Origin of the sequence: Pseudomonas paraversuta (genome assembly GCF_904067025.1) — a bacterium.
In the GTDB taxonomy this organism is placed as follows: domain Bacteria; phylum Pseudomonadota; class Gammaproteobacteria; order Pseudomonadales; family Pseudomonadaceae; genus Aquipseudomonas; species Aquipseudomonas paraversuta.
The window spans coordinates 4,290,265-4,314,768 of sequence record NZ_CAJFDA010000001.1 but is presented as its reverse complement, the minus strand read 5'-3'; the positions used below and the strand labels follow the sequence as shown (position 1 = coordinate 4,314,768).

20 protein-coding genes and 1 pseudogene are annotated in these 24,504 nt (G+C 59.8%); 17 read left to right on the top strand and 4 right to left on the bottom strand.

Annotated elements, in window-relative coordinates:
• Nucleotides 1–43: 43 nt before the first annotated feature.
• The 3 genes from JQ848_RS19610 to JQ848_RS19600 are packed head-to-tail and all read left to right on the top strand — an operon-like array spanning nt 44 to nt 3,686.
• Nucleotides 44–1,393, top strand: a complete 1,350-nt coding sequence (locus tag JQ848_RS19610) for a GntT/GntP/DsdX family permease (RefSeq protein WP_202211047.1) — start codon at nt 44–46, stop codon at nt 1,391–1,393.
• Nucleotides 1,394–2,254, top strand: coding sequence for a MurR/RpiR family transcriptional regulator (locus JQ848_RS19605; RefSeq protein WP_003439399.1), 861 nt, complete (start codon nt 1,394–1,396; stop codon nt 2,252–2,254).
• 1 nt (nt 2,255) lies between these two features.
• Nucleotides 2,256–3,686, top strand: a complete 1,431-nt coding sequence (locus JQ848_RS19600; RefSeq protein WP_202211319.1) for an N-acyl-D-amino-acid deacylase family protein — start codon at nt 2,256–2,258, stop codon at nt 3,684–3,686.
• Between the two features lie 57 nt (nt 3,687–3,743).
• On the opposite strand, the gene JQ848_RS23015 is transcribed toward JQ848_RS19600, so the two are convergent.
• Nucleotides 3,744–4,457 carry a methyl-accepting chemotaxis protein gene (locus JQ848_RS23015; RefSeq protein ID WP_369826392.1) on the bottom strand — a complete coding sequence of 238 codons (714 nt, stop codon included), beginning with the start codon at nt 4,455–4,457 and terminating at the stop codon, nt 3,744–3,746.
• 141 nt (nt 4,458–4,598) lie between these two features.
• A pseudogene (locus tag JQ848_RS23010) lies at nt 4,599–5,531 on the bottom strand (methyl-accepting chemotaxis protein); the annotation flags it as partial.
• A 544-nt stretch (nt 5,532–6,075) separates the two neighbouring features.
• Here JQ848_RS23010 and pmrG point away from each other — a divergent pair.
• The gene (gene pmrG, locus JQ848_RS19590; protein WP_003439403.1) at nt 6,076–6,753 is read left to right on the top strand and encodes a lipopolysaccharide core heptose(II)-phosphate phosphatase PmrG; all 678 of its coding nucleotides are present in this window, start codon (nt 6,076–6,078) and stop codon (nt 6,751–6,753) included.
• Nucleotides 6,754–6,872: 119 nt separating this feature from the next.
• Here the strand turns inward: pmrG and JQ848_RS19585 are convergent, their stop codons facing one another.
• Nucleotides 6,873–7,379 carry a hypothetical protein gene (locus tag JQ848_RS19585; protein WP_003439405.1) on the bottom strand — a complete coding sequence of 169 codons (507 nt, stop codon included), beginning with the start codon at nt 7,377–7,379 and terminating at the stop codon, nt 6,873–6,875.
• Nucleotides 7,380–7,470: 91 nt separating this feature from the next.
• Nucleotides 7,471–8,937, bottom strand: coding sequence for an ArnT family glycosyltransferase (locus tag JQ848_RS19580; protein ID WP_202211045.1), 1,467 nt, complete (start codon nt 8,935–8,937; stop codon nt 7,471–7,473).
• Between the two features lie 244 nt (nt 8,938–9,181).
• On the opposite strand from JQ848_RS19580, the gene JQ848_RS19575 reads away from it, so the two are divergent.
• The 13 genes from JQ848_RS19575 (at nt 9,182) to JQ848_RS19515 (ending at nt 24,488) form a co-directional block, all read left to right on the top strand.
• A complete protein-coding gene (locus JQ848_RS19575) occupies nt 9,182–10,204 on the top strand; it encodes an ATP-grasp domain-containing protein (RefSeq protein WP_127196845.1) in 1,023 nt (340 codons plus the stop codon).
• A gap of 97 nt (nt 10,205–10,301) precedes the next feature.
• Nucleotides 10,302–11,438, top strand: coding sequence for a phosphoribosyltransferase domain-containing protein (locus tag JQ848_RS19570; protein WP_010657268.1), 1,137 nt, complete (start codon nt 10,302–10,304; stop codon nt 11,436–11,438).
• On the top strand, nt 11,428–12,186 hold the full coding sequence (locus JQ848_RS19565) for an HAD family hydrolase (protein ID WP_003439414.1): 759 nt from the start codon (nt 11,428–11,430) through the stop codon (nt 12,184–12,186). The genes JQ848_RS19570 and JQ848_RS19565 overlap by 11 nt, the downstream gene beginning before the upstream one ends.
• Nucleotides 12,179–13,273 (top strand): cysteine protease StiP domain-containing protein, encoded by a 1,095-nt coding sequence (locus JQ848_RS19560; RefSeq protein ID WP_202211044.1) that lies wholly within the window; start codon nt 12,179–12,181, stop codon nt 13,271–13,273. Before JQ848_RS19565 ends, JQ848_RS19560 begins: the two co-directional genes overlap by 8 nt.
• On the top strand, nt 13,273–14,232 hold the full coding sequence (locus JQ848_RS19555) for an HpcH/HpaI aldolase/citrate lyase family protein (protein ID WP_202211043.1): 960 nt from the start codon (nt 13,273–13,275) through the stop codon (nt 14,230–14,232). Before JQ848_RS19560 ends, JQ848_RS19555 begins: the two co-directional genes overlap by 1 nt.
• Nucleotides 14,229–14,903: an HAD-IB family hydrolase gene (locus JQ848_RS19550; RefSeq protein WP_003439418.1), complete on the top strand. Its 675-nt coding sequence runs from the start codon at nt 14,229–14,231 to the stop codon at nt 14,901–14,903. The genes JQ848_RS19555 and JQ848_RS19550 overlap by 4 nt, the downstream gene beginning before the upstream one ends.
• 73 nt (nt 14,904–14,976) lie before the next feature.
• The gene (locus JQ848_RS19545; RefSeq protein ID WP_003439420.1) at nt 14,977–15,567 is read left to right on the top strand and encodes a TerD family protein; all 591 of its coding nucleotides are present in this window, start codon (nt 14,977–14,979) and stop codon (nt 15,565–15,567) included.
• A complete protein-coding gene (locus tag JQ848_RS19540; RefSeq protein WP_127196842.1) occupies nt 15,564–16,772 on the top strand; it encodes a TerD family protein in 1,209 nt (402 codons plus the stop codon). Before JQ848_RS19545 ends, JQ848_RS19540 begins: the two co-directional genes overlap by 4 nt.
• A gap of 66 nt (nt 16,773–16,838) precedes the next feature.
• Nucleotides 16,839–17,288 (top strand): tellurite resistance TerB family protein, encoded by a 450-nt coding sequence (locus JQ848_RS19535; protein ID WP_003439424.1) that lies wholly within the window; start codon nt 16,839–16,841, stop codon nt 17,286–17,288.
• Nucleotides 17,289–17,295: 7 nt separating this feature from the next.
• Nucleotides 17,296–18,339, top strand: a complete 1,044-nt coding sequence (locus JQ848_RS19530; protein WP_003439426.1) for a TerC/Alx family metal homeostasis membrane protein — start codon at nt 17,296–17,298, stop codon at nt 18,337–18,339.
• A gap of 26 nt (nt 18,340–18,365) precedes the next feature.
• Nucleotides 18,366–18,941 (top strand): TerD family protein, encoded by a 576-nt coding sequence (locus JQ848_RS19525; RefSeq protein WP_003439428.1) that lies wholly within the window; start codon nt 18,366–18,368, stop codon nt 18,939–18,941.
• A 37-nt stretch (nt 18,942–18,978) separates the two neighbouring features.
• A complete protein-coding gene (locus tag JQ848_RS19520) occupies nt 18,979–19,557 on the top strand; it encodes a TerD family protein (RefSeq protein ID WP_003439429.1) in 579 nt (192 codons plus the stop codon).
• A 242-nt stretch (nt 19,558–19,799) separates the two neighbouring features.
• Complete coding sequence (locus tag JQ848_RS19515; RefSeq protein WP_202211042.1) at nt 19,800–24,488, top strand: AAA domain-containing protein; 4,689 nt, start codon at nt 19,800–19,802, stop codon at nt 24,486–24,488.
• The last annotated feature ends 16 nt before the right edge of the window (nt 24,489–24,504 follow it).

Below are 24,504 nucleotides of genomic sequence, written 5' to 3'. Positions count from 1 at the left end.
AAGTTTCAGAAGAACTCAAAAAATATTGCCGGGGGAACATCGCATGACGCCATCTTCGGGCTATGGGCTGCTGTTGTATGCGGCCATTGCCATCATTGCGCTGATCGTTTTGATTGCGCGCTACAAGATCAATCCGTTTATCGTCATTACCCTGGTGGCCATCGGTCTGGGCCTGATGGCGGGCATGCCTGCGGGCAGTGTGATCGGGGCGTACGAGGGCGGTGTCGGTAAAACCCTGGGGCATATTGCGCTGGTGGTGGCATTGGGCACCATGCTTGGCAAGATGATGGCCGAGTCGGGGGGCGCGGAGCAGGTAGCACGGACGATGATCGATCGCTTCGGTGAGCGCAACGCGCATTGGGCCATGGTCTGTATCGCCTTCCTGGTGGGCTTGCCGCTGTTTTTCGAGGTCGGTTTTGTACTGCTGGTGCCGATCGCCTTTACCGTTGCCCGGCGGGTCGGGGTGTCGGTACTGATGGTGGGCTTGCCGATGGTGGCCGGGCTGTCGGTGGTGCATGCACTGGTGCCACCGCACCCGGCAGCGATGCTGGCAGTACAGGCCTACCAGGCGTCGGTCGGGCAAACCCTGATGTACGCGATTCTGATCGGCATCCCCACTGCGATCATCGCCGGTCCGGTTTTTGCCAAATTCATCGTGCCGCGTATTCAGTTGCCCGACATCAACCCGCTGGAACAGCAGTTCATCAACCGTGAACCGCGGGCCCGGTTACCCAGTTGCAGCATCACTCTGGCGACGATTCTGTTGCCGGTCGTGCTGATGCTGATCGGCGGCTGGGCCGACCTGATCTCTACCCCCGGCAGCGGGTTTAATCAGTTTCTGCAATTTATCGGCAACTCGGTAATGGCTTTGCTGATTGCGACGGTTGTCAGCTTCTGGACCCTGGGGCTGGCTCAGGGCTTCAACCGTGAATCTATCCTCAAATTCACCAACGAATGTCTCGCGCCTACGGCCAGCATCACACTGCTGGTGGGGGCCGGGGGCGGCCTGAACCGGATTCTGATCGACTCGGGGGTGACCACCGAAATTGTCGGTCTGGCCCAGGACTTTCAGCTGTCACCGCTGCTCATGGGCTGGGTATTTGCGGCCTTGATGCGCATCGCCACGGGCTCGGCCACCGTCGCCATGACCACGGCTTCGGGGATTGTGGCGCCAGTGGCGCTGGGCCTGGGGTATCCGCACCCGGAATTACTGGTGCTGGCCACGGGCGCGGGCTCGGTGATTTTTTCCCACGTCAACGACGGCGGCTTCTGGCTGGTGAAGGAATACTTCAATATGACTGTCGCCCAAACCTTCAAAACCTGGACCGTGCTGGAAACCTTGATTTCAGTCGTGGCGTTCGGTTTTACCCTGATCCTTTCAGAGCTGATTTAAATGGACATCCTGTATCAAATCCGGGTTCGCCAGGACACCTTCAGCGCTGCCGAGGCCCGCATTGCCCGGTTGATACTCAGCGATACCGGTTTTGCCGCCAGTGCCAGCCTCGATGAGCTGGCGCTGCGGGCCGAGGTCAGCAGCGCCACGCTGTCGCGCTTTGCGCGCAGTGTCGGCTGCCGTGACTTGCGTGACTTGCGCCTGCAACTGGCCCAGGCCAGCGGGGTGGGCAGTCGTTTTCTCGATACCGGCAGCATGCCTGAGCAGTCGGCTTTTTTCCGTCAGATTGTGAGTGATATTGAATCGACGCTGCACGAGCATCTGGCCGGCTTCAATGGCGTGCATTTCGCCGATGCGGTCAAGCTGCTGGGCGAAGCGAAGATGATTCATGCGTTCGGGATGGGCGGCTGTTCCAGTGTCTACAGCGATGAATTGCAGGTGCGTCTGGTGCGCCTGGGGTACCCGGTCGCGGCCTGTCGCGACGTCGTGATGATGCGGGTCACGGCGGCGACCCTGGGACCGGAGCATGCCGTTATTGTGTGCTCGCTGACCGGGCTGACCCCCGAGCTGATCGAGGTGGTAAAGCTGGCGCATAACTATGGCGCCAAAGTGATTGCCATCACCCGGCCCGCTACGCCGCTGGCGCAACTGGCCGATGTGGTACTGGCGCTGCAAGGGGTGGAAACCAGCTTTATCTACAAACCAACGGCGGCCCGCTACGGGATGCTGCTGGCCATTGACGTGCTTGCCACCGAGCTGGCGCTGTCGATGCCTGAAGCCAACCAGGAGCGCTTGCGCCGGATCAAACTGGCACTGGATGACTATCGCGGCGGTGATGATTGCCTGCCATTGGGGGATTGAAATGAACTACGACACAGTGATCCGCAATGCCCGGGTTATAGATGGCAGCAACGCGCCGGCCTATAGCGCTGACGTGGCGGTACGCGCAGGGCGTATCGAGCGTATTGGCAACCTCGGTGATGTGCGCGGCACCTGGGAAATAGACGCGGTGGGCCGGGTGCTGGCGCCGGGTTTTATTGATGTGCACACCCACGACGACACGGTGGTGATCCGCCAGCCGCAGATGCTGCCCAAACTCAGTCAGGGCGTGACCACGGTGATTGTCGGCAACTGCGGGATCAGCGCGTCGCCGGTGACCTTGCGCGATGAGCCACCGGACCCGATGAACCTGCTGGGCAACAAGGCCGCGTTTGCCTACCCGCGTTTCAGCGACTACCGCGCCGCCGTTGCGGCGGCCGGTCCCGCGTTGAACGTTGGTGCGCTGATCGGTCATACGGCGTTGCGCAGCAATCACATGGACGATCTGCAGCGCACCGCCACCCCCGGCGAAATTCGCGGCATGCGTCAGCAGCTGCGGGAAAGCCTGGAAGCGGGGGCGCTGGGGTTATCCACAGGGCTGGCGTATGCCAGTGCGTTTAATGCCGAGACCGACGAGGTGCTGCAACTGGCCGCAGAACTGGCCGCGTTCGGCGCGCTCTACACCACGCATTTGCGCAGCGAATTCGAGCCGGTGCTGGAGGCCATGGATGAAGCGTTTTTGATCGGTCGCCAGGCCCGGGTGCCGGTGATTATTTCCCATCTCAAATGTGCCGGGGCGGGTAACTGGGGGCGCAGTCCGCACTTGCTGGCAGCTCTGGAGCAGGCAGCCAAAACCCATCCTGTGGGGTGCGACTGTTATCCCTACGCCGCCAGTTCTTCGACTCTGGACCTCAAGCAAGTGACTGACGCGTTCCGGATCACCATTACCTGGTCGACCCCGCATCCTGAAATGGGCGGGCGTGACTTGCAGGACATTGCAGGGCTTTGGGGCGTATCGCTGATGGATGCAGCGCAGCGCCTGCAACCGGCGGGCGCGGTGTATTACGGGATGGATGAAAGCGACGTTCGCAGGATTCTGGCGCACCCGCTGTCAATGATCGGCTCCGACGGCCTGCCTGACGATCCGTTTCCGCATCCACGCTTGTGGGGGGCTTTTCCACGGGTGCTGGGGCATTTCAGTCGTGACCTGGGGTTGTTCCCGCTGCACACGGCGGTGCACAAAATGAGCGGGTTGTCGGCGGCTCGTTTTGGTCTTGGGGGGCGGGGAGAAATACGCGAAGGCAACTGGGCGGATCTGGTGCTGTTCGATGCCGCGAAAGTACGTGATGTCGCCGACTTCAACTCCCCGCAACAAGCGGCACAAGGGATTGACGGGGTGTGGGTCAACGGGGTGTTGAGTTATGAAAACGGCGTGGCCAACGGTAACCGCGCCGGTGTGTTTCTGCCCCGATAGAGAGGAGGCTCAATGGTCCCGGTGCAGGAGCGAGCAGGCTCGCTCCTGCAGTGAGGGTCAGACTTTAAAGTGGCTCACCATCTCTTGTAGCTGATTGCCCAGACGCGCCAGTTCAACGCTGGACTTGGCCGTCTCGTCGCTGGCGGCTGCGGTTTGCTCGGAAACGTCGCGCACATTGACGATGCTGCGGCTGATCTCTTCAGCCACTGCACTTTGCTGTTCGGCGGCGGCGGCAATCTGCTGGTTCATTGACTGAATGTTCGACACGGTACGGGTAATGCCCTGCAGCGAGGTGCCCGCCTGGCGGGTCAGGGTCACGCTGCTGTCAGTCAGGGAGCGACTGTTGTTCATCACGTTGGCCACGTGCTGGGTACCGCTTTGCAAGGCTGCAACCAGGGTCTGGATCTCTTCGGTGGATTTTTGCGTACGCTGGGCCAGGCCACGCACTTCGTCGGCCACCACGGCAAAACCGCGTCCGGCGTCACCGGCACGGGCGGCTTCGATGGCGGCGTTAAGGGCCAGCAAATTGGTTTGCTCGGCGACGGCCTTGATCACGTCCATGACGCTGCCGATCTTGTCGCTTTCCTGTTGCAACACGGCCATGGCTTCGGTCGAGCGACCGACTTCAACTGCCAGACGCTCGATCTGGTCAATGGCTTCATTGACCACCTTGTCGCCCTCACGGGCTTCGCCGTCGGCGGCTGCGGCGGCTTGCGAAGCCTGCTCGGCATTGCGTGCAACTTCCTGCACGGTCGCCGTCATTTCATGCATGGCAGTGGCCACCTGATCGGTCTCGATCTTCTGGCTGTTGACCCCGGCACTGGTTTGCTCGGTGACCGCTGACAGCTCTTCGGCGGCGCTGGCGATTTGCGTAACCCCGTCGCGAATACCGCCGATCAGGTCGCGCAGGGTGGTGCCCATTCGCGCAATACCTTGCTGCAACACACCCAGTTCATCGCGACGGGTCACCTGCAGGTTGTGGCTCAGGTCGCCACTGGCAATGCGCTCGACCACGTCCAGGGTTTCACGCAACGGGCGGGTAATCTGGCGGGTGATGATCACCGCAGCAGCGATACCGAACAGCAGCACCAGCAGGGTGGTGATCGCTTGCATGCTGTTGGCGGTGGCACTTTCGATGTCGCGGCGCTGCAACTGGAGTTTGTACAGCTCATCGCTGCGGCTCAGAACGCTGGCGCCGTACTCGGTCATCTTCTTGCGCACGTCGATGATGGTGTTGTCGGTGCTGCTGTACACCTGCAGCGCCTGTTGGTACTGCTCCATGGTCCGGGTCAGGGTACGCAGGGTCTCTGCGGCGCTCGTCGCGAAATAGGGGTTGAGCTTTTCAAGACTGTCGACGGTCTTTTCCAGTTGCTGGCTGGCGGCCTTTTCGGTCGCCGGCGTTGGCGCAGCAATATAGGCACGGACCTGATAACGCGAGAGCAGGAATTGTTCGCGGACTTCAGACACGGTCTGGTACATCGCGAAACGGGACTCTTCAGCGGCAGGCAGTTGCAGGGTGCTGGTCAGCAGCGTAGCGATGGCGTCCTGGGCCAGTTTTGCATTGCGGTCCATGGCGGCCCGCGCTTCGGCAGACTCGACATATGCCTTGCGCATGGTCACCAGTGCGCGCTCGTAGTCGCCGATGATGGCTTGCTGCTCCTTGAGCAGTACGAGGTTTTCCTGGCTCTTGAAGGTGTCGATCAGCTTTTTCTGCTGTTCCTGAAAGGCGTCAATACTGCCTTGCACTGCTTGCGCGGCGGTCTCGTCGCCGTCAGTCAGCATGTACTGCAAGCGTGTCACCCGCAGGTTGGTAAACGCGGTATTGAGCCGGGTGATATCGCTCATCCAGTTACTGCGATCAACCATTTTGTCCAGGCTGAGCCAGTCAAAGATCGCCATTACGCAAGTGAGGAGCAGTACCAGGCCAAAGCCAAGGGTCAGTTTCAGGTTGACGCTGATGTTGCTCAGCCAGCTGTTCATAAAGTTCTCCAGGAACGGTGCACGCAGGATCGAATTTCGCTGGAGGGTTTTAGTTATTGGCCCAGCAGAATGCTTGTGTTGGGGTGTATCGGCGGCAGTTCTCAGAGCTGAAATGTTTTCTTGATAACAATGAGTATTCGGCGAAAAGCCCTTGCAAGCATGTGGGCAAGGGGCGGCTTTACGTTTTTTTTCACATTCGTTTCACCTGTCCCTGACGTGGGGGTTTTTAGAATCTGGTTCAGCTAACCGATATCCGTCGTGTGCAATCTTTGCTCTTACAAAAAGAGGCGCGCATCGACCCATTGTCATATTCGCGTTTTAGGGTAACGGCCAGTGTCGTCCACTGACTGCCATAGAGGGTATTTCTTCCGTGATTTTGAGTCTTCGTCTGGCTGGAGCCACACGTGCCATGCTGCGCGGTGTGCTGGCGCGTTACAGAAATGCATTGGTGATAGTCGCCGCAAGCCTGCTCACCGGTGCGGTCACGTGGAACCTTCTGGCGCCAGTGCCGGCGCCCAATCTGGCGCAGTCAAAACATGCCGGACAGGTACTGACCCTGACCCAGAGCTGGGCCAGAGGTGATGTGATTGCACTGGTGCGCCATGGCGAGCGCTGCGATCGCTCGTCGACCCCATGCCTGGGCCTGCCTGACGGGATCACGGTGCATGGCGAAGAGGTGGTTCAGGGGCTGGGCGCCAATTTCAGGCAGTTGGGGCTGAAGAACGTCGATATTTACAGCAGTGAGTTGACCCGTGCGCGGCAAACCGCCGATGCCATGTTCATTCGCCCGGTGCCGGCGCAGGACTGGTTATTCAACTGCCGCGGCACGATGTTGCGTGATGCCCTCAAGCACAAGGTGCCGGGGCGCAACCTGGTGCTGGTGACCCACAGCGAATGCATGGACGCGCTGGAAGCGGACATGCATGTGCCAACGGATACAACGTTCGGCTACGGGGCTTCATTGTTCATCCAGGACGATGGCACCCATGACCCGCAGATGCTGGGGTATGTCGAGACCAACGACTGGTCGGCCATCCTGCCGGAGGCAGCACCAGAGCATCACGTGTTCGAAGCCTCGCAATTCTGAGCCAATCCCACTGCAGGTGCCGGCTTGTCTGCAGTGCAGACAAGCCGGTGCTAACGCGGGCAAGCCATGCTTGCACAGGGTTTGCCCTGACTGACAACCTCTCCGGGCCTGTGTGCAGCTCACGCCCGATTAAGCAGGCGGTTCCAGTTTTGCTCTTCGGGCAACGGCAGGTCGCTGAGTTCACGGGCCACAACATTTTCGATATCGCCGGCGCTCAGGACTTTTTCGTCCAGCCATGGCCACGTCGCATCCGCATCGCGAAAATTCAGCTGATCGTTTAATTGATGGCAGGCAAGTGCGAGTAAATGCATCAGCACCCACTGGCTGGTGATGTATTGCTTCTGCCCGGCCGGGATACGACTGAGCAGGGCCGCCACGTCGGCCAGTTGCGGGCTTGGCGAGGTCGCGGTGTGCAGGTTCCATAAAATCACCCCGTTGTTTGAAGCATCCTTTTGCGCCAGCGCCGGGTCGCTGCTGACGTCAATGCTGAGTTTTACGTCTTGCTGTTCAAGCTGATCAATCAAATAGTTGGCAAGATCGGACTTGCGCAGAAACGCGGTGGCCGTATTGAACGCCAGATGAGCGTCATAGTCGCTCAGGGTCTTGCTGGTGATGTTGATGGTCATGACAGGCTCCTTGGCTGGGAATCGTCCAGCACAGGGAGCGTAGTCAATGCAGGGTAATCGGCCACGCTAACCGGCTTTGTATTGCCCGGGATCAAGTCCGGGGCCCGGGCATTGCCAGGCTGATGAAGTAATAGTGGTGACGTCCGACGCTGACCTTGTCCACTATGTTCAAGGCTAACCCGGGTATAACCGGTTGTTCGACGATGGCGACGTTATCGGGCGAGGCGCGGAGAAAGGCCTGCAGTTCGGCTGTGGAGTCCAGCGTCTGCTGCAGTCGCTGGCTGTAGAACACCAGGGCGCCCAGGCGCTCGTCCGGTTGCATCAACGCGATGTGTTTGCCGGCGGCTTGCAGGTTGAGTGCATGGGCCGCTACCGGTTGGAATGACTCCTCCTTGTCGGCCCGTGGCGCCCACAGCGCCGCCAGCAGGTAGCTGGCCACGATGCAGGCTAAAACCACTCCCGCCAGGGCACGATGATGCTCGCTCAGGAATCTGGCCAGGGTCGAGGTCCGGCTTTTCTTGTACAGCCACTCCAGCACCACCCGGGCATATTCGGCGGCAATGACAGCAGCGGCCGGGGTCAGTGACATGAGGTACACCGCACGTTTGCTTGAGGCCAGGTTCAGCAGCAGAAACTGCGCCAGTAGCCAGACACAAAAGAACAGCAGATACGGGTTGCTTCGCAGTTGCCGGCGAAAGTGCCAGAGCCCCAGATAGGTCAGCAGGTTCCACGGCAGGAAGGCTTCGGGCAGCTTCCTCAGGTAGTAGTAAAACGGTTCGTAATGCCCGGCATCAACAAAGGAGCCGCTGAAACGTCCGACGCTGTTGGTCCACAGTACTTCGCCCACAGCCTGAAGCCCGCCGCGCTGATACAGCACCCACAACCAGATCATCAGCGGAATCAGTCCCAGCAGGGTCAACAGTGCCGGTCGTAGCCAGTCTCGCAGGACAAAGCGCTTCTCTATCAGGCTTTCGCACAGCAGAAATGTAAAGATCACCACCCCTGGCAGCGCCAGCCCCAATACTCCTTTGCTCAGGGTTGCAATGGCGATCCCGGCAGCAAACAGCAGCCAGCTGCCCCGTGCAAAGCCCGGCTGGCGGCTGGCGTGAAAAAACGCCAGCAGCGCCATGCTCACGCCCAATGTCAGCAGGGCATCTTCCCCCACTTGACGGGTATTGCCCCAAAAACTGCCCATGGTCGCCAGCATGGCGGCAGCCGTCCAGGCCAGTGCCGTGGGGCGTCCAAGTTTGCGCAGCATGGCGTATAGCAACATGACGCAAAATAATCCGGCGAAGGCTGATGCCAAGCGCACGGCGAACAGTTCACCCCCGAACAGGCGAATGGCGCCCGTATCCAGCCACAGGCTTAGCGGCGGTTTTTCGAGGAAGGGCTGGTTGAGCAGGGACGGCGTCACCCAATCGTTGCTCAGGTGCATCTGCATGGCGATGCCCGCCACCCGGGACTCGGTCGAGCCTTGCAGTTGGTGGTTGCCCAGGGCAAAAAAGAACAGCAGACAACCGAGCAGCAATAACAGCAGAGCAGGGCGGGTCAGGCGCATTTGGCTACCAGGGCAGAGTCGGAAGTAATGGTGCGCTGGAGTATAGGAGGGCAATTCTTAACTAAATGTGAAACCTGAGACCTCCGGGCTGCAAAGGGTGTGCTGGCTGCGGGAGGTACTCATCCGGGCGCCGGCCTGCCAGCTCCGGCAGGCACACCGGTCAATCACTGGGGCATCTGCCGGCCCCATCCGCTAGACTCCCGCGCTCAACGTGTGTCTCCTCCCTCTGCAGCAAAGGATGTTCATGATCTGGTTTCTTGAAGGGCAATCCAGCCAGCGCGATGTGATTGCCGGCGCGCGCGCGGCGCTGCCCGATGCAGTTCGGATTTTCGCCTCGCACCGTCAAAATCGCCCTGAAATAACCGGACTGGCGGATGTCGCCTGGCGCGAGCCGCTGGACAATCAAGAGCGTATTGCCTGGGTCATTGAGCAGGCCTTGAGCCATCAGATCAAGCTGGTGCTGGCCGGGCGTGTGGGGCAGGTCTATGAAGCCCATCGTGGCCAATTCGAGGCCGCAGGCTTGCAACTGGTCACGGGCGCCCTGGACCTGGACACCTTTGAACGGGTCGACGACAAGTCGGTATTCACCCGTCAGGCGCTGGCCGCAGGGCTTGCCTGCATTCCGGCGGTGACCGTGCACAACCAGGCCGAGCTGCAAGAGGCCTACGCGCGGCTGTCCCGTGAAGGGCAGGTGTGTGTGAAACCGACCCGCGGCATTTATGGTCAGGGCTTCTGGCGCCTGGGGGATGATGTCGATCCGTTTCGCAGCTTTGCCAATGCCGATGCCCATGAGGTGAATGCCGAGGTATTTGCCCGGGCCTACGGCCAGTCCATTGAGCCCAAACCGTTGCTGGTCATGCCGTACATGCCCGGTAGCGAGGTGTCGGTGGACATGGTGTGCGAAGCGGGCAACGCGGTGGCATATGTCGGGCGGCGCAAACAGGGGCTGATGCAGTCATTCGAATGCGACGGTGCCGCCGTCGAACTGGCACTCAGAGCCGCGCGGCATTTTTGCTGCGACGGCATCGTCAACGTGCAAACCCGCGATGATGCCGAAGGCAATCCGCATCTGCTGGAGATCAATCTGCGTTACTCCGGTGGTATCGGCTATACCCGGGAAGCGGGGGTTAACCTGCCCGGTATTTTCGCCGCCCGTCGCCTGGGAATGCCCGCGCCGGCCAGTGTCTGGCGCGAGAATGTTCAGGTAAAGGCGATCACTGTCGTGGTTCCGGTTTGCGGCGAAGCGCTTTTGGATCGGCAGAATTGATTTTGGCCATCTTTGGTAACCATTTTTAACTTGTCCTAAAACCCGGGCTCCCAGATCGTCCCTCACTTTTTAAGTCTTTCCAGGTAGTAAAACATTGATGAACAGCGGTAACCCCATGACCGGATCCAAGGCTTTGCACGCAAACCTTAAGCGCGGTCGACTGGATGTTGAGGTCAATGCATCGACCTTTGATCCCCAGGCACTTTTCAGTTTTGCCGAGCGCCGCAATCCCAAGCGCGCTTTTTTGTTTGTTTCCCGTGTGCTCGGCCGGCATATCCCGGCTCGTCCGTCGCTGATGGCCGCAAGCTTTAACGCGCTGGCGGCGAAAATCCCTGCCGACCTGCCTGGCCCGGTGCTGGTGATCGGCATGGCAGAAACCGCCGTGGGCCTGGGTGCAGGTGTGCATCGCGCCCTGAGCCGGACCCGTGATGACAGCCTGTACCTGTGCAGCAGTCGCCACCCCACCGGCGGCGAACTGTTCACCCGTTTTGAAGAAGAACACAGCCACGCCAGCTCGCATTTGCTGCACCTGCCGCAAGATGCCAGGACCCGGGAGATGATGCTGACTGCCCGTTCGCTGGTTCTGGTGGACGACGAAGCCTCGACCGGCAATACCTTCATCAACCTGAGCAAGGCGCTTGCCGAAGCCGGGCTGGATTCCATTCAACGGATAGTCACGGCAACCCTGACCGACTGGTCCGGGGACGCGGTGCGCAAGGCCATGGGCGATCACGTCAGCAGCGTGTCGTTGCTCGACGGTCGCTACACCTTCACCGAAGACCCCGCCGCAGAACTGCCCGACATGCCTGAAGTCGGCAGTGTGGCCCGGGGCGACTGGCCCCTGGACCCGAATCGCGACTGGGCCCGTATGGGGGTGCGTGAACACCTCGATACCCTGGCGCCCGGCTTGCAGGTTTTGCCAGGGGAGCGGGTGTTGGTCATTGGTACCAGCGAGTATGTATGGCGCCCGTTCCTGCTGGCCGAGCGCCTGGAGCGAGCCGGTGCCGATGTGCACTTCAGCTCCACCAGCCGTTCGCCGATTGCGCTGGGGCATGCCATCGATCATGCGCTGTCGTTCTGCGACAACTACGGTCTGGGTATTCCCAACTTCTTGTACAACGTTGCTCCCGGCCAGTTCGACCGGGTGCTGATCTGTACTGAAACCCCGGCAGCGGCGGTGGATCCGGCGCTGGTCAGCGCATTGAATGCACAGGTGATCGTTGATGAGCGTTAATCGTCCACTGGTGTTCGTTGATCTGGACGACACCCTGTTTCAGACCGCCCGCAAAATGGGGGATGAGCCACGCTTCCCGGCGACCCTGGATGTGGACGGTCAGCCCAACGGCTTTATGAGCGCGACGCAGAAAAGCTTCGTCGAATGGCTGCTGGCCACTGCCGATGTGGTCCCGGTGACCGCCCGCAGCATCGAGGCCTATCAACGGGTGCAACTGCCTTTCGTGCATGGCGCGGTGTGCGCCCATGGCGGGGTGATCCTCAATCCTGACGGTTCGCTGGACCCGGTCTGGCATGCGCACATGGGTACTGAGCTGGCGCTGGAGCAAACCCGCCTGCATCAGTTGAGTGAGCAAACCCTGGCCATTGGCGCCGAGCTGGGTTTCTCCCTGCGTGGCTGGGTGGTTGAAGAGCAAGGCCTGGCCAATTACGTGGTCACCAAGCACAACAACGAAACTGACGATGCACTGCTCACCGTGCTGGCCGTGGTCAAGGCGCGCGGTTTGCTGGACGGGTTGTACGTGCACGGCAACGGCAACAACCTGGCGTTCCTGCCGGTGGCCCTGCAAAAGCGCGCCGCAGTGCGCGAATGGGTACGTCGCGATCAGGCGATCAACGGTAAACGACCGTTGCTGGGCTTTGGCGACAGTGTCTCGGACATGGGCTTCATGACCGAGTGCGATTGGTGGGGGACGCCCAAGCGTGGTCAGCTGGCCAGTCATGTGCTGGCGAGCGTCAGCCATGAGTAATGCTTTCGAAGGCCTGCAAACCGTCGGCAGTGGCAGTTATGCCACCGATGATGTGCATTTTTTGCTGCGCACCATGCAGATAGAAGTCACCGATGTGCAGGAAAAAGAGCGCCTGATCCAGACCCGTCAGCGTCACTACTCGGAGATGATCAGCCAGGAGCATCCGCCGTCCGACACCCATAAAAGCCTGTACCGCCTGGCGCTGGCGCAGAACGGCGCGCGCATGGCCGCAGATGTACAGGCGCTGGCCCGGGCCCTGGACCAGCGTTACAACGGCCCGACCATTGCGCTGGTGTCGTTCGTGCGTGCCGGCTTGCCGCTGGGTGTGTTGTTGCGTCGTGCGCTGGTCGAATCGGGCCGTGACGCCCGGCATTACGGGATCAGCATTATTCGTGATCGTGGAATCGACAACGTCGCACTCGAAGCTATCATCAAGACCCACGGCGCCGAGAACATCGTGTTTGTGGATGGCTGGACCGGCAAAGGTGCAATCAGCGGGCAGATCCGCGACAGCCTGGCCGGCGATTCGCGCTTCCCGGCCGACCCGCGCCTGGTGGTGCTGGCCGACCCCTGCGGAAGGGCCTGGCTGGCGGCTTCGGCAGAAGACTGGCTGATTCCTTCGGGCATCCTGGGGGCGACAGTGTCGGGCCTTGTTTCCCGTTCGATCTGGCCGCAAGAGCCCGGCCTGCATGGTTGCGTGGTGTATTCGCATCTGGCCGGGCACGACGTGACACAAGACTTTATCCGCAGTATCGAAGCCGAGCGTGCGCAATTGGCGCCCCAGGCAGCCGCCCAACCCTGGACTGCGGAGCAGGCGCAAATATTGCAACGCTCAGCCGTGGCTGCGGTCGAACGTATCTCGACACGGTTTGCAGTGAGCAACCCGAACCGCGTCAAACCGGGCATCGCCGAGGCCACGCGCGCAGTCATGCGCCGGGTGCCGGACCACGTGCTGGTGCGCAACCGCGACGATCAGGATGTTCAATTGCTGCTGCACCTTACCCGGCAGGCGAATATCGAGGTCGAAGAAGTCGGTGAAGAGTTGGGGCCGTATCGCGCCGTGACTGTAATCAGGAGTGTTCGCTGATGATCAAGCATTCCGCCTTTGCCTTGGGCGCCACTCTTTATATGCCGGCCACCCGTCCCGACATTATGGACGTGGTCATGGGCGAGAAAATCCAGGGCCTGCGTTCGCTGGTGGTGTGCCTTGAAGACGCAGTGGCCGAGACGGACGTGCAGCAGGGGCTCAGCAACCTGAAAAATCTGTTGCTGGGCATCGAGGCGCGCGGCGGTCGACCGTCCGGCGGGCCGATCCTGTTTGTTCGGCCCCGGGATGCGGCAATGGCAGCGGTGCTTAATGAGTGGTCGTTGATGCGTCACGTCGACGGTTTTGTGGTGCCCAAACTGCGTCTTGCCAATATCCGCGAGTGGCAGCAGGCGGTAACCCGCAACGAATTGATGCTGATGCCGACCCTGGAAACTCCCGAGGTGTATGACCCGGGGGCCATGGTTGAATTGCGCAGTGCGATGCTCGAGCAACTGCCGGGGCGGATTATCGCCTTGCGCATCGGCGGCAACGATTTGATGGGTTGCCTGGGCTTGCGTCGCAGCCCGGCGATGACCCTGTACAGCACGCCCATGAGCTATGTTATTCCGATGCTGTGCGGCGTGATGGGCTCTGCCGGTTTCGCCCTTACGGCCCCGGTGTTTGAACAGCTCAATAGCCCGCAGTTGCTGGAGCAGGAACTGGCGCTGGACATGGCCCACGGGCTGGTGGGTAAAACCGCTATCCATCCGTCGCAAATTGCAGTTATCCACAGGGCGTTGCAAGTCAGCCTTGAAGATCTCAATAGCGCACGCCACATACTGAGTGAGGCGGCGCCTGCGGTGTTCAAGTTCAACGACGCCATGTGCGAGCCTGCGACCCATTACAAATGGGCGCAAACAATTATTGAGCGAGCGCACTGGCAGGGGGTTCGCCCTGAAACCGGCGGCTCGTCGGACACTTTTGGAGGCAGCCTGCGATTGGCTGAATTAGTGGGTTGAACGACGTTTTGAATACACCAGTTAAAGGCAAGCAGGTTCTGTCAGCGTTTGATTTCGATGGCACGCTGACCTATCACGATACCTTTGTGCCGTTTTTGCGCTTTGCTTTTGGCAACCGGCTGTTCGCCATGCGCTTGATGCGGATGATTCCATCAACAGTTTGTTACCTGCTGGGTCAGATATCGCGTAATGATTTGAAGGAAAAGCTGATCACGGTCTATCTGACAGGTGCCAAAGAAGCCTGGGTCAAGGAACGTGCAGAAGCATTTTGTGACGTTTCGTGGCAGCGCCTAATGCGCCCTTTGGGCTTAACATCTGTCGCCAACCAGCTGGAGCAGGGCGCCACGGTCACCATTTGCTCGGCGTCCCCCGAACTGGTGCTCACGCCTTTCGCCAAAAAGCTTGGTATCGGCCTGATCGGTACCCGGCTGGCATCAGTCGACGGCGTACTGACGGGAGAGATCGACGGTACCAACTGTCGCTGTGAACAAAAAGTCATCCGGTTAGAGGCCAAGTATGGGCCTCTGGACCGCTACACATTGCGCGCCTGGGGTGACACCCGGGGTGATGAACAAATGCTCGGAGCCGCCGAGGAGCCACATTGGCGCGAATTTCACGCGCTGTGGCGCCGCAAGCGGCCACTTGATGTGTGCTTGCGCGAAGAGTTGTAAGCAAGGCGTAAGCAAAGCACGTCAATAATCAGCACCAACCTATCGTGCTTCAGTGCAGACAAGGAGACGCTTCATGGCCATTTCGCTATCCAAGAACCAAACCATTTCTCTCGAGAAAGAAGCCGGAACCGGTCTTAAGAAAATTCGCATGGGCCTGGGATGGGACCCGGTCAAGCCGAGCGGTTTTTTTGCCAAATTGCTCAACAGTGATACCGCCATCGATCTGGACGCTTCATGCATCCTGCTCGACAGTGCCGGCCAACCCCAGGATCTGGTGTGGTTCCGCCAGCTCAAATCCACTGACGGTTCCATCGTTCACTCCGGCGACAACCGTACGGGTGAAGGCGATGGAGACGATGAGTCGATACAGGTCAATCTTGAGCAACTGCCCGCCAGCGTGAAACACCTGGTGTTTACCGTTAACTCGTTCACCGGGCAAAACTTTGAAGCGGTAGAGAATGCCTACTGCCGTATCGTCGATGAACTGAGCGGTAAGGAACTGGCGCGCTTCAACCTGTCCGACAAGGGCCGCCACACTGGTGTAGTAATGGCCTACCTGAGCCGTACTGCGGCGGGTTGGGACCTGACCGCAGTGGGTACCGTTGCCAATGGCCGTACGGCACAGGACCTGAGCAGCGAGGCCGCCAAGGCGGTGCGCCCATGAGTACTCTGACTCCCGGCGCCAACACTGCGGTGACCACCGGCACCCTCAGTGTCACCATCAGCTACAGCCCTGTGCCGGGGGCTGATCTGGACGTGTCGGCCTTCCTGCTCAATGAGTCGGGCAAGGTTCGCGGTGACAACGACATGTGTTTCTTCGGCCAGCAAAGCGTCAACAATGGCGCGGTAAAGCTGGCGGAATCTGCGCCCGGTCGCAGCGTGTTCAGCCTCAATCTGGACGCCATAGACGCGGCTATCGATAAAGTCGCACTGACCGCGACCATATATGAGAACAAGGCCAGATTCGACGCGTTCCCGCAGCTCAATGTGTCTGTGAGCGGCGGTATTGAAGCGCCGATTCCGACCGTGGGCATGCAGGAAACCGCATTGATCCTCGGCGAGTTTTACCGCCGCCAGGGCGCGTGGAAGTTCCGTTGCGTGGCCCAGGGTTTTGCCGGTGGTCTGGCGCCTTTGGCCCAGCACTTCGGGGTTGATATTGCGGCACCTGCACCTGCACCGACCCCGGCAGCCCCGCCAGCAGCGCCTGCGCCAGTTGTTGCTCCGGCGGCTGCACCAGCCCCGGCATCGAAGGTCAACCTGTCGAAAATCACCCTCGACAAGCAGCGTCCCTCGATCAGCCTGGACAAAAAGGACGGTGATTTTGGCGAGATCAAAATCAACCTCAACTGGAACCGCGCCACGCCGAGCGGCGGCGGTGGTTTCTTTGCCTCGCTGCGCGGCAAGTCGGGCGGTATCGACCTTGATGTCGGCTGCCTGTACGAAATGGAAAACGGCCGCAAGGGTGCCGTTCAGGCCCTGGGCAACGCGTTTGGCGATTTCCGTGACGAGCCGTTCATTCAATTGATGGGTGACGACCGCACCGGCTCCGTGAGCGACGGCGAGTGGCTGCGCATCAACGGCAAGGAGTGGCGCAAGATGCGTCGCGTACTGGTGTACGCATTCATCTACGAAGGCGCCCCGAACTGGCAGGCCACCGATGGCGTGATTACCTTGTATATTCCGGGCGAGCCCCCAATTGAAGTGCGTCTGAGTGAAGAGGGCGGCACCAAAGGCATGTGCGCCATTGCCTTGCTCGAAAACGTCGGTGGCAGCGTCAAGGTCAACCGCAGGGTCGAGTTCTTCAAAGGGCACTCGGACATGGACAAAGCATTTGGCTGGGGCATGCGCTGGGCTGCCGGCTCCAAATGAGCGTTATGTAATTGGCCGCCAGCCGAGGCTGGCGGCATTCACTCAATTTCTGACAAGGTGACCCCAATGCTTGAATGGCTGAAAACCAACGCAACCGCCGCCCGTGACAAGCTTTCGGCGGAAGTCAGCAAATTTAAAAACCGTGAGTTCATGGAAGCCGTGGTTTCCGGATGCGCACTGGTGGCGGCAGCTGATGGCAACATCAGCAGCGACGAAAAGCAGAAGATGGTCGGGTTCATCCAGAACTCAAACGAATTGAAGGCCTTTGACGTTAAAGACGTGATCAAGTCCTTCAACGAGGTCTGCGACAAGTTTGAATTCGATCAGCAGATCGGTCGCGCAGAAGCCCTGAAGTCGATCGGTCAGTTACGAAAAAAAGAAGATGCTGCCCGTCTGCTGGTGCGTGTTTGCTGCGCAATCGGTAGCGCCGACGGCAACTTCGATGAAAGTGAGCGGGCTGCTTGCCGCACTATCTGCAATGAGCTGGGGTTGAACCCTGGCGATTTTGATCTCTGAGGACATCATGGAAAACACGGCAATTGGCTTTCCGCCAACTACCATCGCTGTATTTGTGGCGCTAGCGGTCATTGCTCTGGCAGTCGACCTGTTTACCCACAAAAGCGATAAACCGGTCACGCTGACCAACGCCGCCGTCTGGTCGGTGTTCTGGGTGCTGATCTCGCTCGCGTTCGCGGGCTACCTGTACTACGCCCACGGTCCGAGCGTGGCCAGCCTGTTCGTTACCGGTTATGCGCTGGAAAAAGTGCTCAGCGTCGACAACCTGTTCGTGTTCATGGCCATCTTTGCCTGGTTCAAGGTGCCTGACGCGCTGCGTCACCGCGTTCTGTACTGGGGCATCATCGGTGCCATCGTCTTCCGCCTGATCTTTGTGGCAATCGGTACCGGCCTGCTGGCGTTCGGTCCCTGGGTCGAAGTGCTGTTCGCGGTGGTTGTGGCCTGGACCGCAATCATGATGCTGCGCAGCAAGGAAGAGGATGAGGAGGAGGATTACTCCAAGCACATGGCCTACCGCTTTGCGCAAAAACTGTTCCCGGTCTGGCCGAAGCTGCACGGACATAATTTCTTTGTTTCGCGCAAAGAACTTGAAAAAGAGATCACGAAGCCGCAGAACAAGGGAATGACCTTGGCTGCCAAAGGCACCTTGTTCGCGACACCGCTGTTTCTGTGTGTGGTAGTGGTCGAGGTTTCGGACATTTTGTTCGCCTTCGACTCCGTACCTGCAGTGATCGCAGTGAGCCGTGAACCGTTGATCGTGTACTCGGCCATGATGTTCGCCATTCTTGGCCTGCGGACCATGTACTTTGTCCTCGAAGCGCTGAAGCGCTACCTGGTTCACCTGGAGAAATCGGTTATCGCGCTGTTGTTCTTTATCGCCGGCAAGCTGGCCTTGAACGCAACCGATCACCTGTTTGGCCATGGTTATGAAATTGATCCAAACACCAGCCTGATCGTGGTGTTGGTGGTACTGGCCATCGGTGTTGTGGCCAGCATCATGTTTCCCGGTAAAGAAGAGCAGTCCGACGTTAAAAACGATACGAACGCTTGATCGCACATTACTAAGGAGAATTACACATGGCACTTTCCCTTTCCAAAGGCGGCAACCTGTCCCTGTCCAAAGAAGCTCCGGGGATGACTAAAGTCCTCGTGGGCCTGGGCTGGGACGCTCGTTCCACCGATGGTCAAGACTTCGACCTGGATGCGAGCGCTTTCTTGCTCAAGGCTGACGGCAAAGTACGCGCTGACTCCGATTTCATTTTTTACAACCAGCTCAAAAGCACCGACGGCTCGGTTGAGCACACCGGCGATAACCGTACCGGTGAAGGCGACGGCGACGACGAGGCGATCAAGATCGACCTGTCCAAAGTCCCTGCCGAGATCGACAAGATCGCGATCACTGTGACCATCCACGAAGCTGACGCCCGCAAGCAGAACTTCGGTCAGGTGCGCAATGCTTTCATCCGTCTGGTCAACCAGGACAACAACAACGAAGTTGTTCGCTATGACCTCGCGGAAGATGCCAGCACCGAAACCGCAATGATCTTTGCCGAGCTGTATCGCAATGGCGCCGAATGGAAATTCCGCGCTGTAGGCCAGGGCTTCAACGGTGGCCTCAAGCCATTGGCTGAAAGCTTCGGTCTGAAGTTTTAATCGACCCATCCATCTTTCTATATAAGGGTTCACGAACATGGCAGTAAGTCTGAGCAAGGGCGGCAACGTCTCCCTGACCAAAGAAGCACCTGGCCTGACAGAAGTAATTGTTGGCCTGGGTTGGGATCCACGTGTCACCGACGGCACCGAGTTCGACCTGGACGCCTCGGTATTTATTGTTGGCGAGAGCGGCAAAGTGCTGAACGACGGCAGCTTTGTGTTCTACAACAATAAAACCTCACCGGACGGCAACGTCGTGCACCAGGGCGACAACCGTTCGGGCGCTGGCGAAGGCGACGATGAGCAAATCAACGTCAACCTGGCTGGTCTGGCACAAGAAGCCAAGAAACTGGCTTTCGCCGTGACCATCCACGACGCTGATGGCCGCAAGCAGAACTTCGGCCAGGTGTCGAACGCTTACATCCGCGTACTGAACAAAGCGGATAACAAAGAGCTGGCACGTTTTGACCTGAGCGAAGACGCATCCACCGAGACCGCCATGGTCTTCGGCGAGCTGTATCGCAACGGCGAAGAGTGGAAGTTCAAGGCAATCGGCCAGGGCTTTGCAGGCGGTCTGGCACCGTTGGCATCGAACTTTGGGGTTAACCTGGGCTAAGCCCGGCGTTACACAAAAGGCCCTCCCCGGTAACGGGGAGGGCCTTTTTTATGCCTGCCTGATCCTGCAGGAGCGAGCTGGTTAACAAAGCTCGCTCCTGCCGGTTTTTACAAAATGATGTATCTGAATACAACCTGAACCTCTGTATCGTGTCGGCACTTGTAAGTTTTTCACCTTTTTCGGCGCCTTCAGGTTTTTTCAGTCACTACCGCGCCCTCTTATCGAAGTGGTTCAGCCCCGACATGGATACAGTACGTGCACGTCTCGCCAGTCTGATTGAGTTCGTCAAACAGACCGCGCTCATGCAAAAGCGCCCCGCGTTAACCGTCAGCCAGCACAACACATTCAGTGCCAGCGAAGAAAAACTGCGCTCACTACCGGGTGTCAGCCTGGATGTTCACGTGGGCGATGAAGATGAAATCTGGCTTCGGCTCGAGCGTTTGCACGAGACCCGGCCACCTGTGCCGCTCAGCCCGTTGCTGGGGCTGTGGATCGAGCTCAAGGGCACGCCGCAAATCGAGCCCGGGCTCAAGCAGCGGGTAGCACGCGAGGCGTTGCGCGCCAGTGGCGTCCTGACAGAACCGGCATCGCTCACCGCCACCCCCGGCAGTGAGGAGTCCGCCGAGGATGAATGGGTCAATCTGGAAGACTGCCTGGATGCCGGTGAAATCAAGGCTCAGCTCAAGTCCTACAGCCAGACTGCCTGGCGACTGTGGGCGCAAGAGGAAAAGCAGCGGCGCAAAAGTATCGAGCTCTACGCCGAGCTGTTTTTGCTGGTGCAGCAGATGCAGGGCAACCTGGGAGACGCACAGCTGGAACTGGTGTGGGGTATGGGCGTTTCGACGTGGGAGCATCCCGAGATCGGCGTCATCCACTACCCGCTGATCAGTCAACTGGTCGAGATCGATATCAACCCGGACAGCATGGCCCTCGAAGTGCGCCCGCGGGTCGCCGAGCCGCGTCTTGAAGTGGACGCCTATGTGGCCGCGGATATCGCCGGTGTCGGTGCCCTGGACAAGCTGGCCAAGGATTTCTTCAAGCAGGATCAGGCGGGAATCAGCCCGTTCAATTCTTCCAGCTACGACCCGGTGATCCGTTCGGCATCGTCATTGCTCGATGCCCAGGGGCAGTTCCTGCCGGTGACGATTGCCGACGGGGACCGCTCCGTGCCCAAGGCTGCCGAGCACTTGTGCGTCACTGATACCTGGACCCTGTTTGCCCGCGCCCGCGACAGCAATATGTTTATTGAGGACCTGGGCCGCTTTGACGCCGGGATCGAGGACCTGGAGCATTTGCCGCCGGCATTGCAGGCGATTTTGACCGAGCCTTCAAACGTGCTTGAGGATGTGGTTCTGCCGCCGTTTCGCGGCTTGTCCTATGTCAGCGGCACCCAGGGTGCGGACGCTGGCGCGTCAAAAGTGCACGAGCTGTACTTCCCCAAGCCTTACAACGACGAGCAAGTGCAAATCATCCAGTTGCTGGAGGTGCACGACGGGGTTGTGGTGCAAGGGCCGCCCGGCACCGGCAAGACCCACACCATCGCCAACGTCATCAGTCATTACCTGGCCAATGGCAAGCGGGTACTGGTGACGTCCATGAAGGATCCGGCGCTGGCCGTGTTGCAGGAGAAACTCCCCGAAGACATTCGTCCGCTGGCGATCAGCTTGCTGAGCAGCGAAGCGGACGGCATGAAGCAGTTCGAGTTCGCGATCCAGAAGATTTCGGCTGAGGTGCAACGAATTGACCGCGCGCTGTACAAGCGCGAAATCGGCCAGATTGATGATGAAATCAACACGCTCCACGGTCAGATATCCGCCGTTGATCGTGAGATCACCCAGTGGGCCGAGCGTAATCTTTCAGAGCTGGAAATCGACGGTGAACGGCTGAGCCCCACCCACGCCGCGTTACAGGTGGCCGCTGCCCAGGACCAAATAAACAGCTTTGCTGACCGGCTCGGCATTGGCGCAGAACATCGTGCGCTGTTCACCCTGCAAGACATCATCGCCGTGCGCGAGGCGCGGCTTGAGCTCAAGGACGGGTTGTCTTATCTGGGGCACAAGGTGCCGCAACTGGCCGATTTCCCGGATGCGCAGACATTGATTCAGGTCCATCAGGATCTGGCGCAGGAAAGCCAGCTGCAACACAAGGAAAGCATCGGCGAAGTGCCGCGACTGCTGGACAGCAGTGGGCCGACCCTGGAGCAGGCGCAGGCCTTGCTCGAACACATCGGCCACTTGCAGGCCTTGCGCACCACTATCACGGCTGCGCAACAGGGCTGGGTGCCAACCATGCAGGCCTGGTTGATGCGCAACGGCAACAATGATGTGCTGGCGCTTTTCGACAGCCTGAAGGTCGAAATCGAGGACACCCTCGCGGGGCGCAAAGCATTTGTGGCGCGGCCGGTGAGCCTGCCGTTCGAGCTGCACACGCAGCCTGAGGTACTGGCCGCCATCGATAACCTGGCCCAGGGGCGCCGTCCGTTCGGGTTGTCCGGCCTGATCGGCAAGGGCAGCCAAAAGCAGTTGCTGGACACCATTGTGGTGCTCGGCAGCAAGCCGCAAAGCGATCAGGACTGGGCCCATGTGCAAGGGTTCGTGCACTTTCAGCAGCACAGTCGCACCTTGCTGCTGCGCTGGAATGCGCTGGCCGCCGAAATGCCGCTTCCGCTGTTCGAGGCCGATGCCGAGCAACTGCCGGCGGCTGCCCGGGCGATTGAGCAGTTTGACGATATTGTGCGCGCCGAACGTTGGGAGACCCGTGCTCAGACCGAACTGCGCCAGCTGCTCCCGGAGTGGCCACAGGTGAACAACCTGCGCACTGACGAGGCGGTACTGGGTCAGGGTGAAAGCATTTTGCGTCATCACCTGATGCGCCAGCGGCTGGCAGCCACCTGGGTAATCAAGGAAACCTTTAACAAGGCACTGGCCGGTTGTGGCGGTGCCGTGAGCGAACGCTTGCAAGGGTTCCTGGACCTGAGCCTCGGCCAGCCGGACGTACAGGTGGCTGAGATACAGGTGCAGTGGTCGGAATTGATGGATCAGTTGCGCGGCGTCCTGGCGCTCACGGACGCCCTCGATACGGTGCAGCAGGTGACCACGGTTATTGCCCAAAGCGGTGGCCTGATCTGGGCGGCCCGGTTACGAGAAGAGCCGTGCACCGGGCCGGTGGATGCCTTGCTCCCGGACAACTGCCTGGAGATATGGCGCCTGAGCCGGCTGGCCAGTTACCTGGACAGCATCGACGGGCGCGAAGATCTCAAGCGGCTGTTTAAATTGCGCGCAGAGCTGGAGCTGAGCCTGTCGCGCCTGTATCAGGATGCGGTGGTCAAGCGGACCTGGCTGCGACTGTCAGAAAACGCTACCCCGAGTGTCCGGGCCGCGCTGGAACTGTACCGCACGGCAATTCGCAAAATTGGCAAGGGCACCGGCGTCCGGGCCGGACGTTATCGACAGGATGCGCGACTGGCTGCCGATGTGGCCATTTCGGCGATTCCTTGCTGGATCATGCCGCACTACCGGATCTGCGAGAGCCTGCCAGCGCAGTATGGCGCGTTCGACCTGGTGATTATCGACGAAGCTTCGCAATCCGACCTGAGCGCGCTACCGGCCTTGTTGCGGGCCAGGAAAGTGCTGGTGGTGGGCGACGACAAGCAGGTTTCCCCCGACGGTATCGGCATGGAAGAGGAGCGGGTGCAGAACATGATGACGCGCTTTCTGGGCAATCAAGTCGGGCTCTACCGACCGTTGATGTCACCCGAGCGCTCATTGTACGACCTGTTCAAAGTGGTGTTTGCCAAGAGCGGCACCATGTTGCGCGAGCACTTTCGCTGCGTGGCGCCGATCATCGAGTACTCCAAGCGCGAGTTCTATAACCACGAACTCAAACCTCTGCGCCTGCCGCTGATGACCGAGCGTCTGGACCCGCCGCTCATTGATCTGCTGGTCATGGACGGGGTGAAAAAGGGCAAGTTGAACCTCGGTGAAGCCAATGTGATTGTCGAGGAGATCCGCCGTTTGATCGCACTGCCGCAGATCGCCGGGCGCAGCATCGGCGTGGTCTCGCTACTGGGGGCCGAGCAAGCGCAAACCATCATGCAAATCCTGACCCGGGAACTGGGCGAAGAAGTCATCACCCGGTTCCAGATCAGCTGTGGCGATGCACGTACTTTCCAGGGCAAGGAGCGCGACGTGATGTTCCTTTCGCTGGTCGCTTCCCCCGGCGACTGCTTTGCCAACAGCCGCGACTCGATTGCCCAGCGCTTCAACGTGGCGGCGTCCCGGGCGCGGGACCGCATGTACCTGGTGCGCAGTGTCGAGCTCACCGACCTCAGCGCAGTCGATACTTTGCGCCGTGGTCTGATTGAGCACTTCGAAACCCCCTTTACTCAGGATGCCGAACAGGTCAGCGATTTGCGCGAGTTGTGCGAGTCCGGTTTTGAACGTGACATGTACGATGAACTGACCCGGCGCGGCTACCGGGTGATTCCGCAGGTCGGCGTGGGCGCTTACCGCATAGACATGGTGGTCGAAGGCGACAACGACAGTCGCCTGGCAATCGAGTGTGACGGCGACCGCTTCCACGGCCCCGACCGCTGGGACAGCGACATGCGCCGCCAGCGCATTCTGGAACGTGCCGGGTGGCGTTTCTGGCGCTGTTTTGCATCGGCCTTCACCCTCAATCGGCAGCTGATTATTGACGACCTGCTAAGCACCTTGAAGGCCATGAATATCGAACCGTGCAGTGGTGAAGGCGCGGCCCCGAGCATTCATGTCGAGCGGCGTCAGGTGTATGGATTCAAGCGCGCCGGCGGGGAGGGTGCAGTGCGCCCTTACGACCATCGTCCGGCCAAAGATCCGTTCCTGTTCTGGGTGCCGGATGGCCCGGCAACCAGTGATCCCCAACCGGACTTGTCTGCCCCGCAGATGGCCTGAGCGAAGCGGTGCGCGC

Bases quoted from the DNA above. Each gene is read 5' to 3' on its own strand.
- JQ848_RS19610 (WP_202211047.1), top strand. From the start codon at position 44: ATGACGCCATCTTCGGGCTATGGGCTGCTGTTGTATGCGGCCATTGCC.
- JQ848_RS19605 (WP_003439399.1), top strand. From the start codon at position 1,394: ATGGACATCCTGTATCAAATCCGGGTTCGCCAGGACACCTTCAGCGCT.
- JQ848_RS19600 (WP_202211319.1), top strand. From the start codon at position 2,256: ATGAACTACGACACAGTGATCCGCAATGCCCGGGTTATAGATGGCAGC.
- JQ848_RS23015 (WP_369826392.1), bottom strand. From the start codon at position 4,457: ATGCATGAAATGACGGCGACCGTGCAGGAAGTTGCACGCAATGCCGAG.
- pmrG (WP_003439403.1), top strand. From the start codon at position 6,076: ATGCTGCGCGGTGTGCTGGCGCGTTACAGAAATGCATTGGTGATAGTC.
- JQ848_RS19585 (WP_003439405.1), bottom strand. From the start codon at position 7,379: ATGACCATCAACATCACCAGCAAGACCCTGAGCGACTATGACGCTCAT.
- JQ848_RS19580 (WP_202211045.1), bottom strand. From the start codon at position 8,937: ATGCGCCTGACCCGCCCTGCTCTGCTGTTATTGCTGCTCGGTTGTCTG.
- JQ848_RS19575 (WP_127196845.1), top strand. From the start codon at position 9,182: ATGATCTGGTTTCTTGAAGGGCAATCCAGCCAGCGCGATGTGATTGCC.
- JQ848_RS19570 (WP_010657268.1), top strand. From the start codon at position 10,302: ATGAACAGCGGTAACCCCATGACCGGATCCAAGGCTTTGCACGCAAAC.
- JQ848_RS19565 (WP_003439414.1), top strand. From the start codon at position 11,428: ATGAGCGTTAATCGTCCACTGGTGTTCGTTGATCTGGACGACACCCTG.
- JQ848_RS19560 (WP_202211044.1), top strand. From the start codon at position 12,179: ATGAGTAATGCTTTCGAAGGCCTGCAAACCGTCGGCAGTGGCAGTTAT.
- JQ848_RS19555 (WP_202211043.1), top strand. From the start codon at position 13,273: ATGATCAAGCATTCCGCCTTTGCCTTGGGCGCCACTCTTTATATGCCG.
- JQ848_RS19545 (WP_003439420.1), top strand. From the start codon at position 14,977: ATGGCCATTTCGCTATCCAAGAACCAAACCATTTCTCTCGAGAAAGAA.
- JQ848_RS19540 (WP_127196842.1), top strand. From the start codon at position 15,564: ATGAGTACTCTGACTCCCGGCGCCAACACTGCGGTGACCACCGGCACC.
- JQ848_RS19535 (WP_003439424.1), top strand. From the start codon at position 16,839: ATGCTTGAATGGCTGAAAACCAACGCAACCGCCGCCCGTGACAAGCTT.
- JQ848_RS19530 (WP_003439426.1), top strand. From the start codon at position 17,296: ATGGAAAACACGGCAATTGGCTTTCCGCCAACTACCATCGCTGTATTT.
- JQ848_RS19525 (WP_003439428.1), top strand. From the start codon at position 18,366: ATGGCACTTTCCCTTTCCAAAGGCGGCAACCTGTCCCTGTCCAAAGAA.
- JQ848_RS19520 (WP_003439429.1), top strand. From the start codon at position 18,979: ATGGCAGTAAGTCTGAGCAAGGGCGGCAACGTCTCCCTGACCAAAGAA.
- JQ848_RS19515 (WP_202211042.1), top strand. From the start codon at position 19,800: ATGGATACAGTACGTGCACGTCTCGCCAGTCTGATTGAGTTCGTCAAA.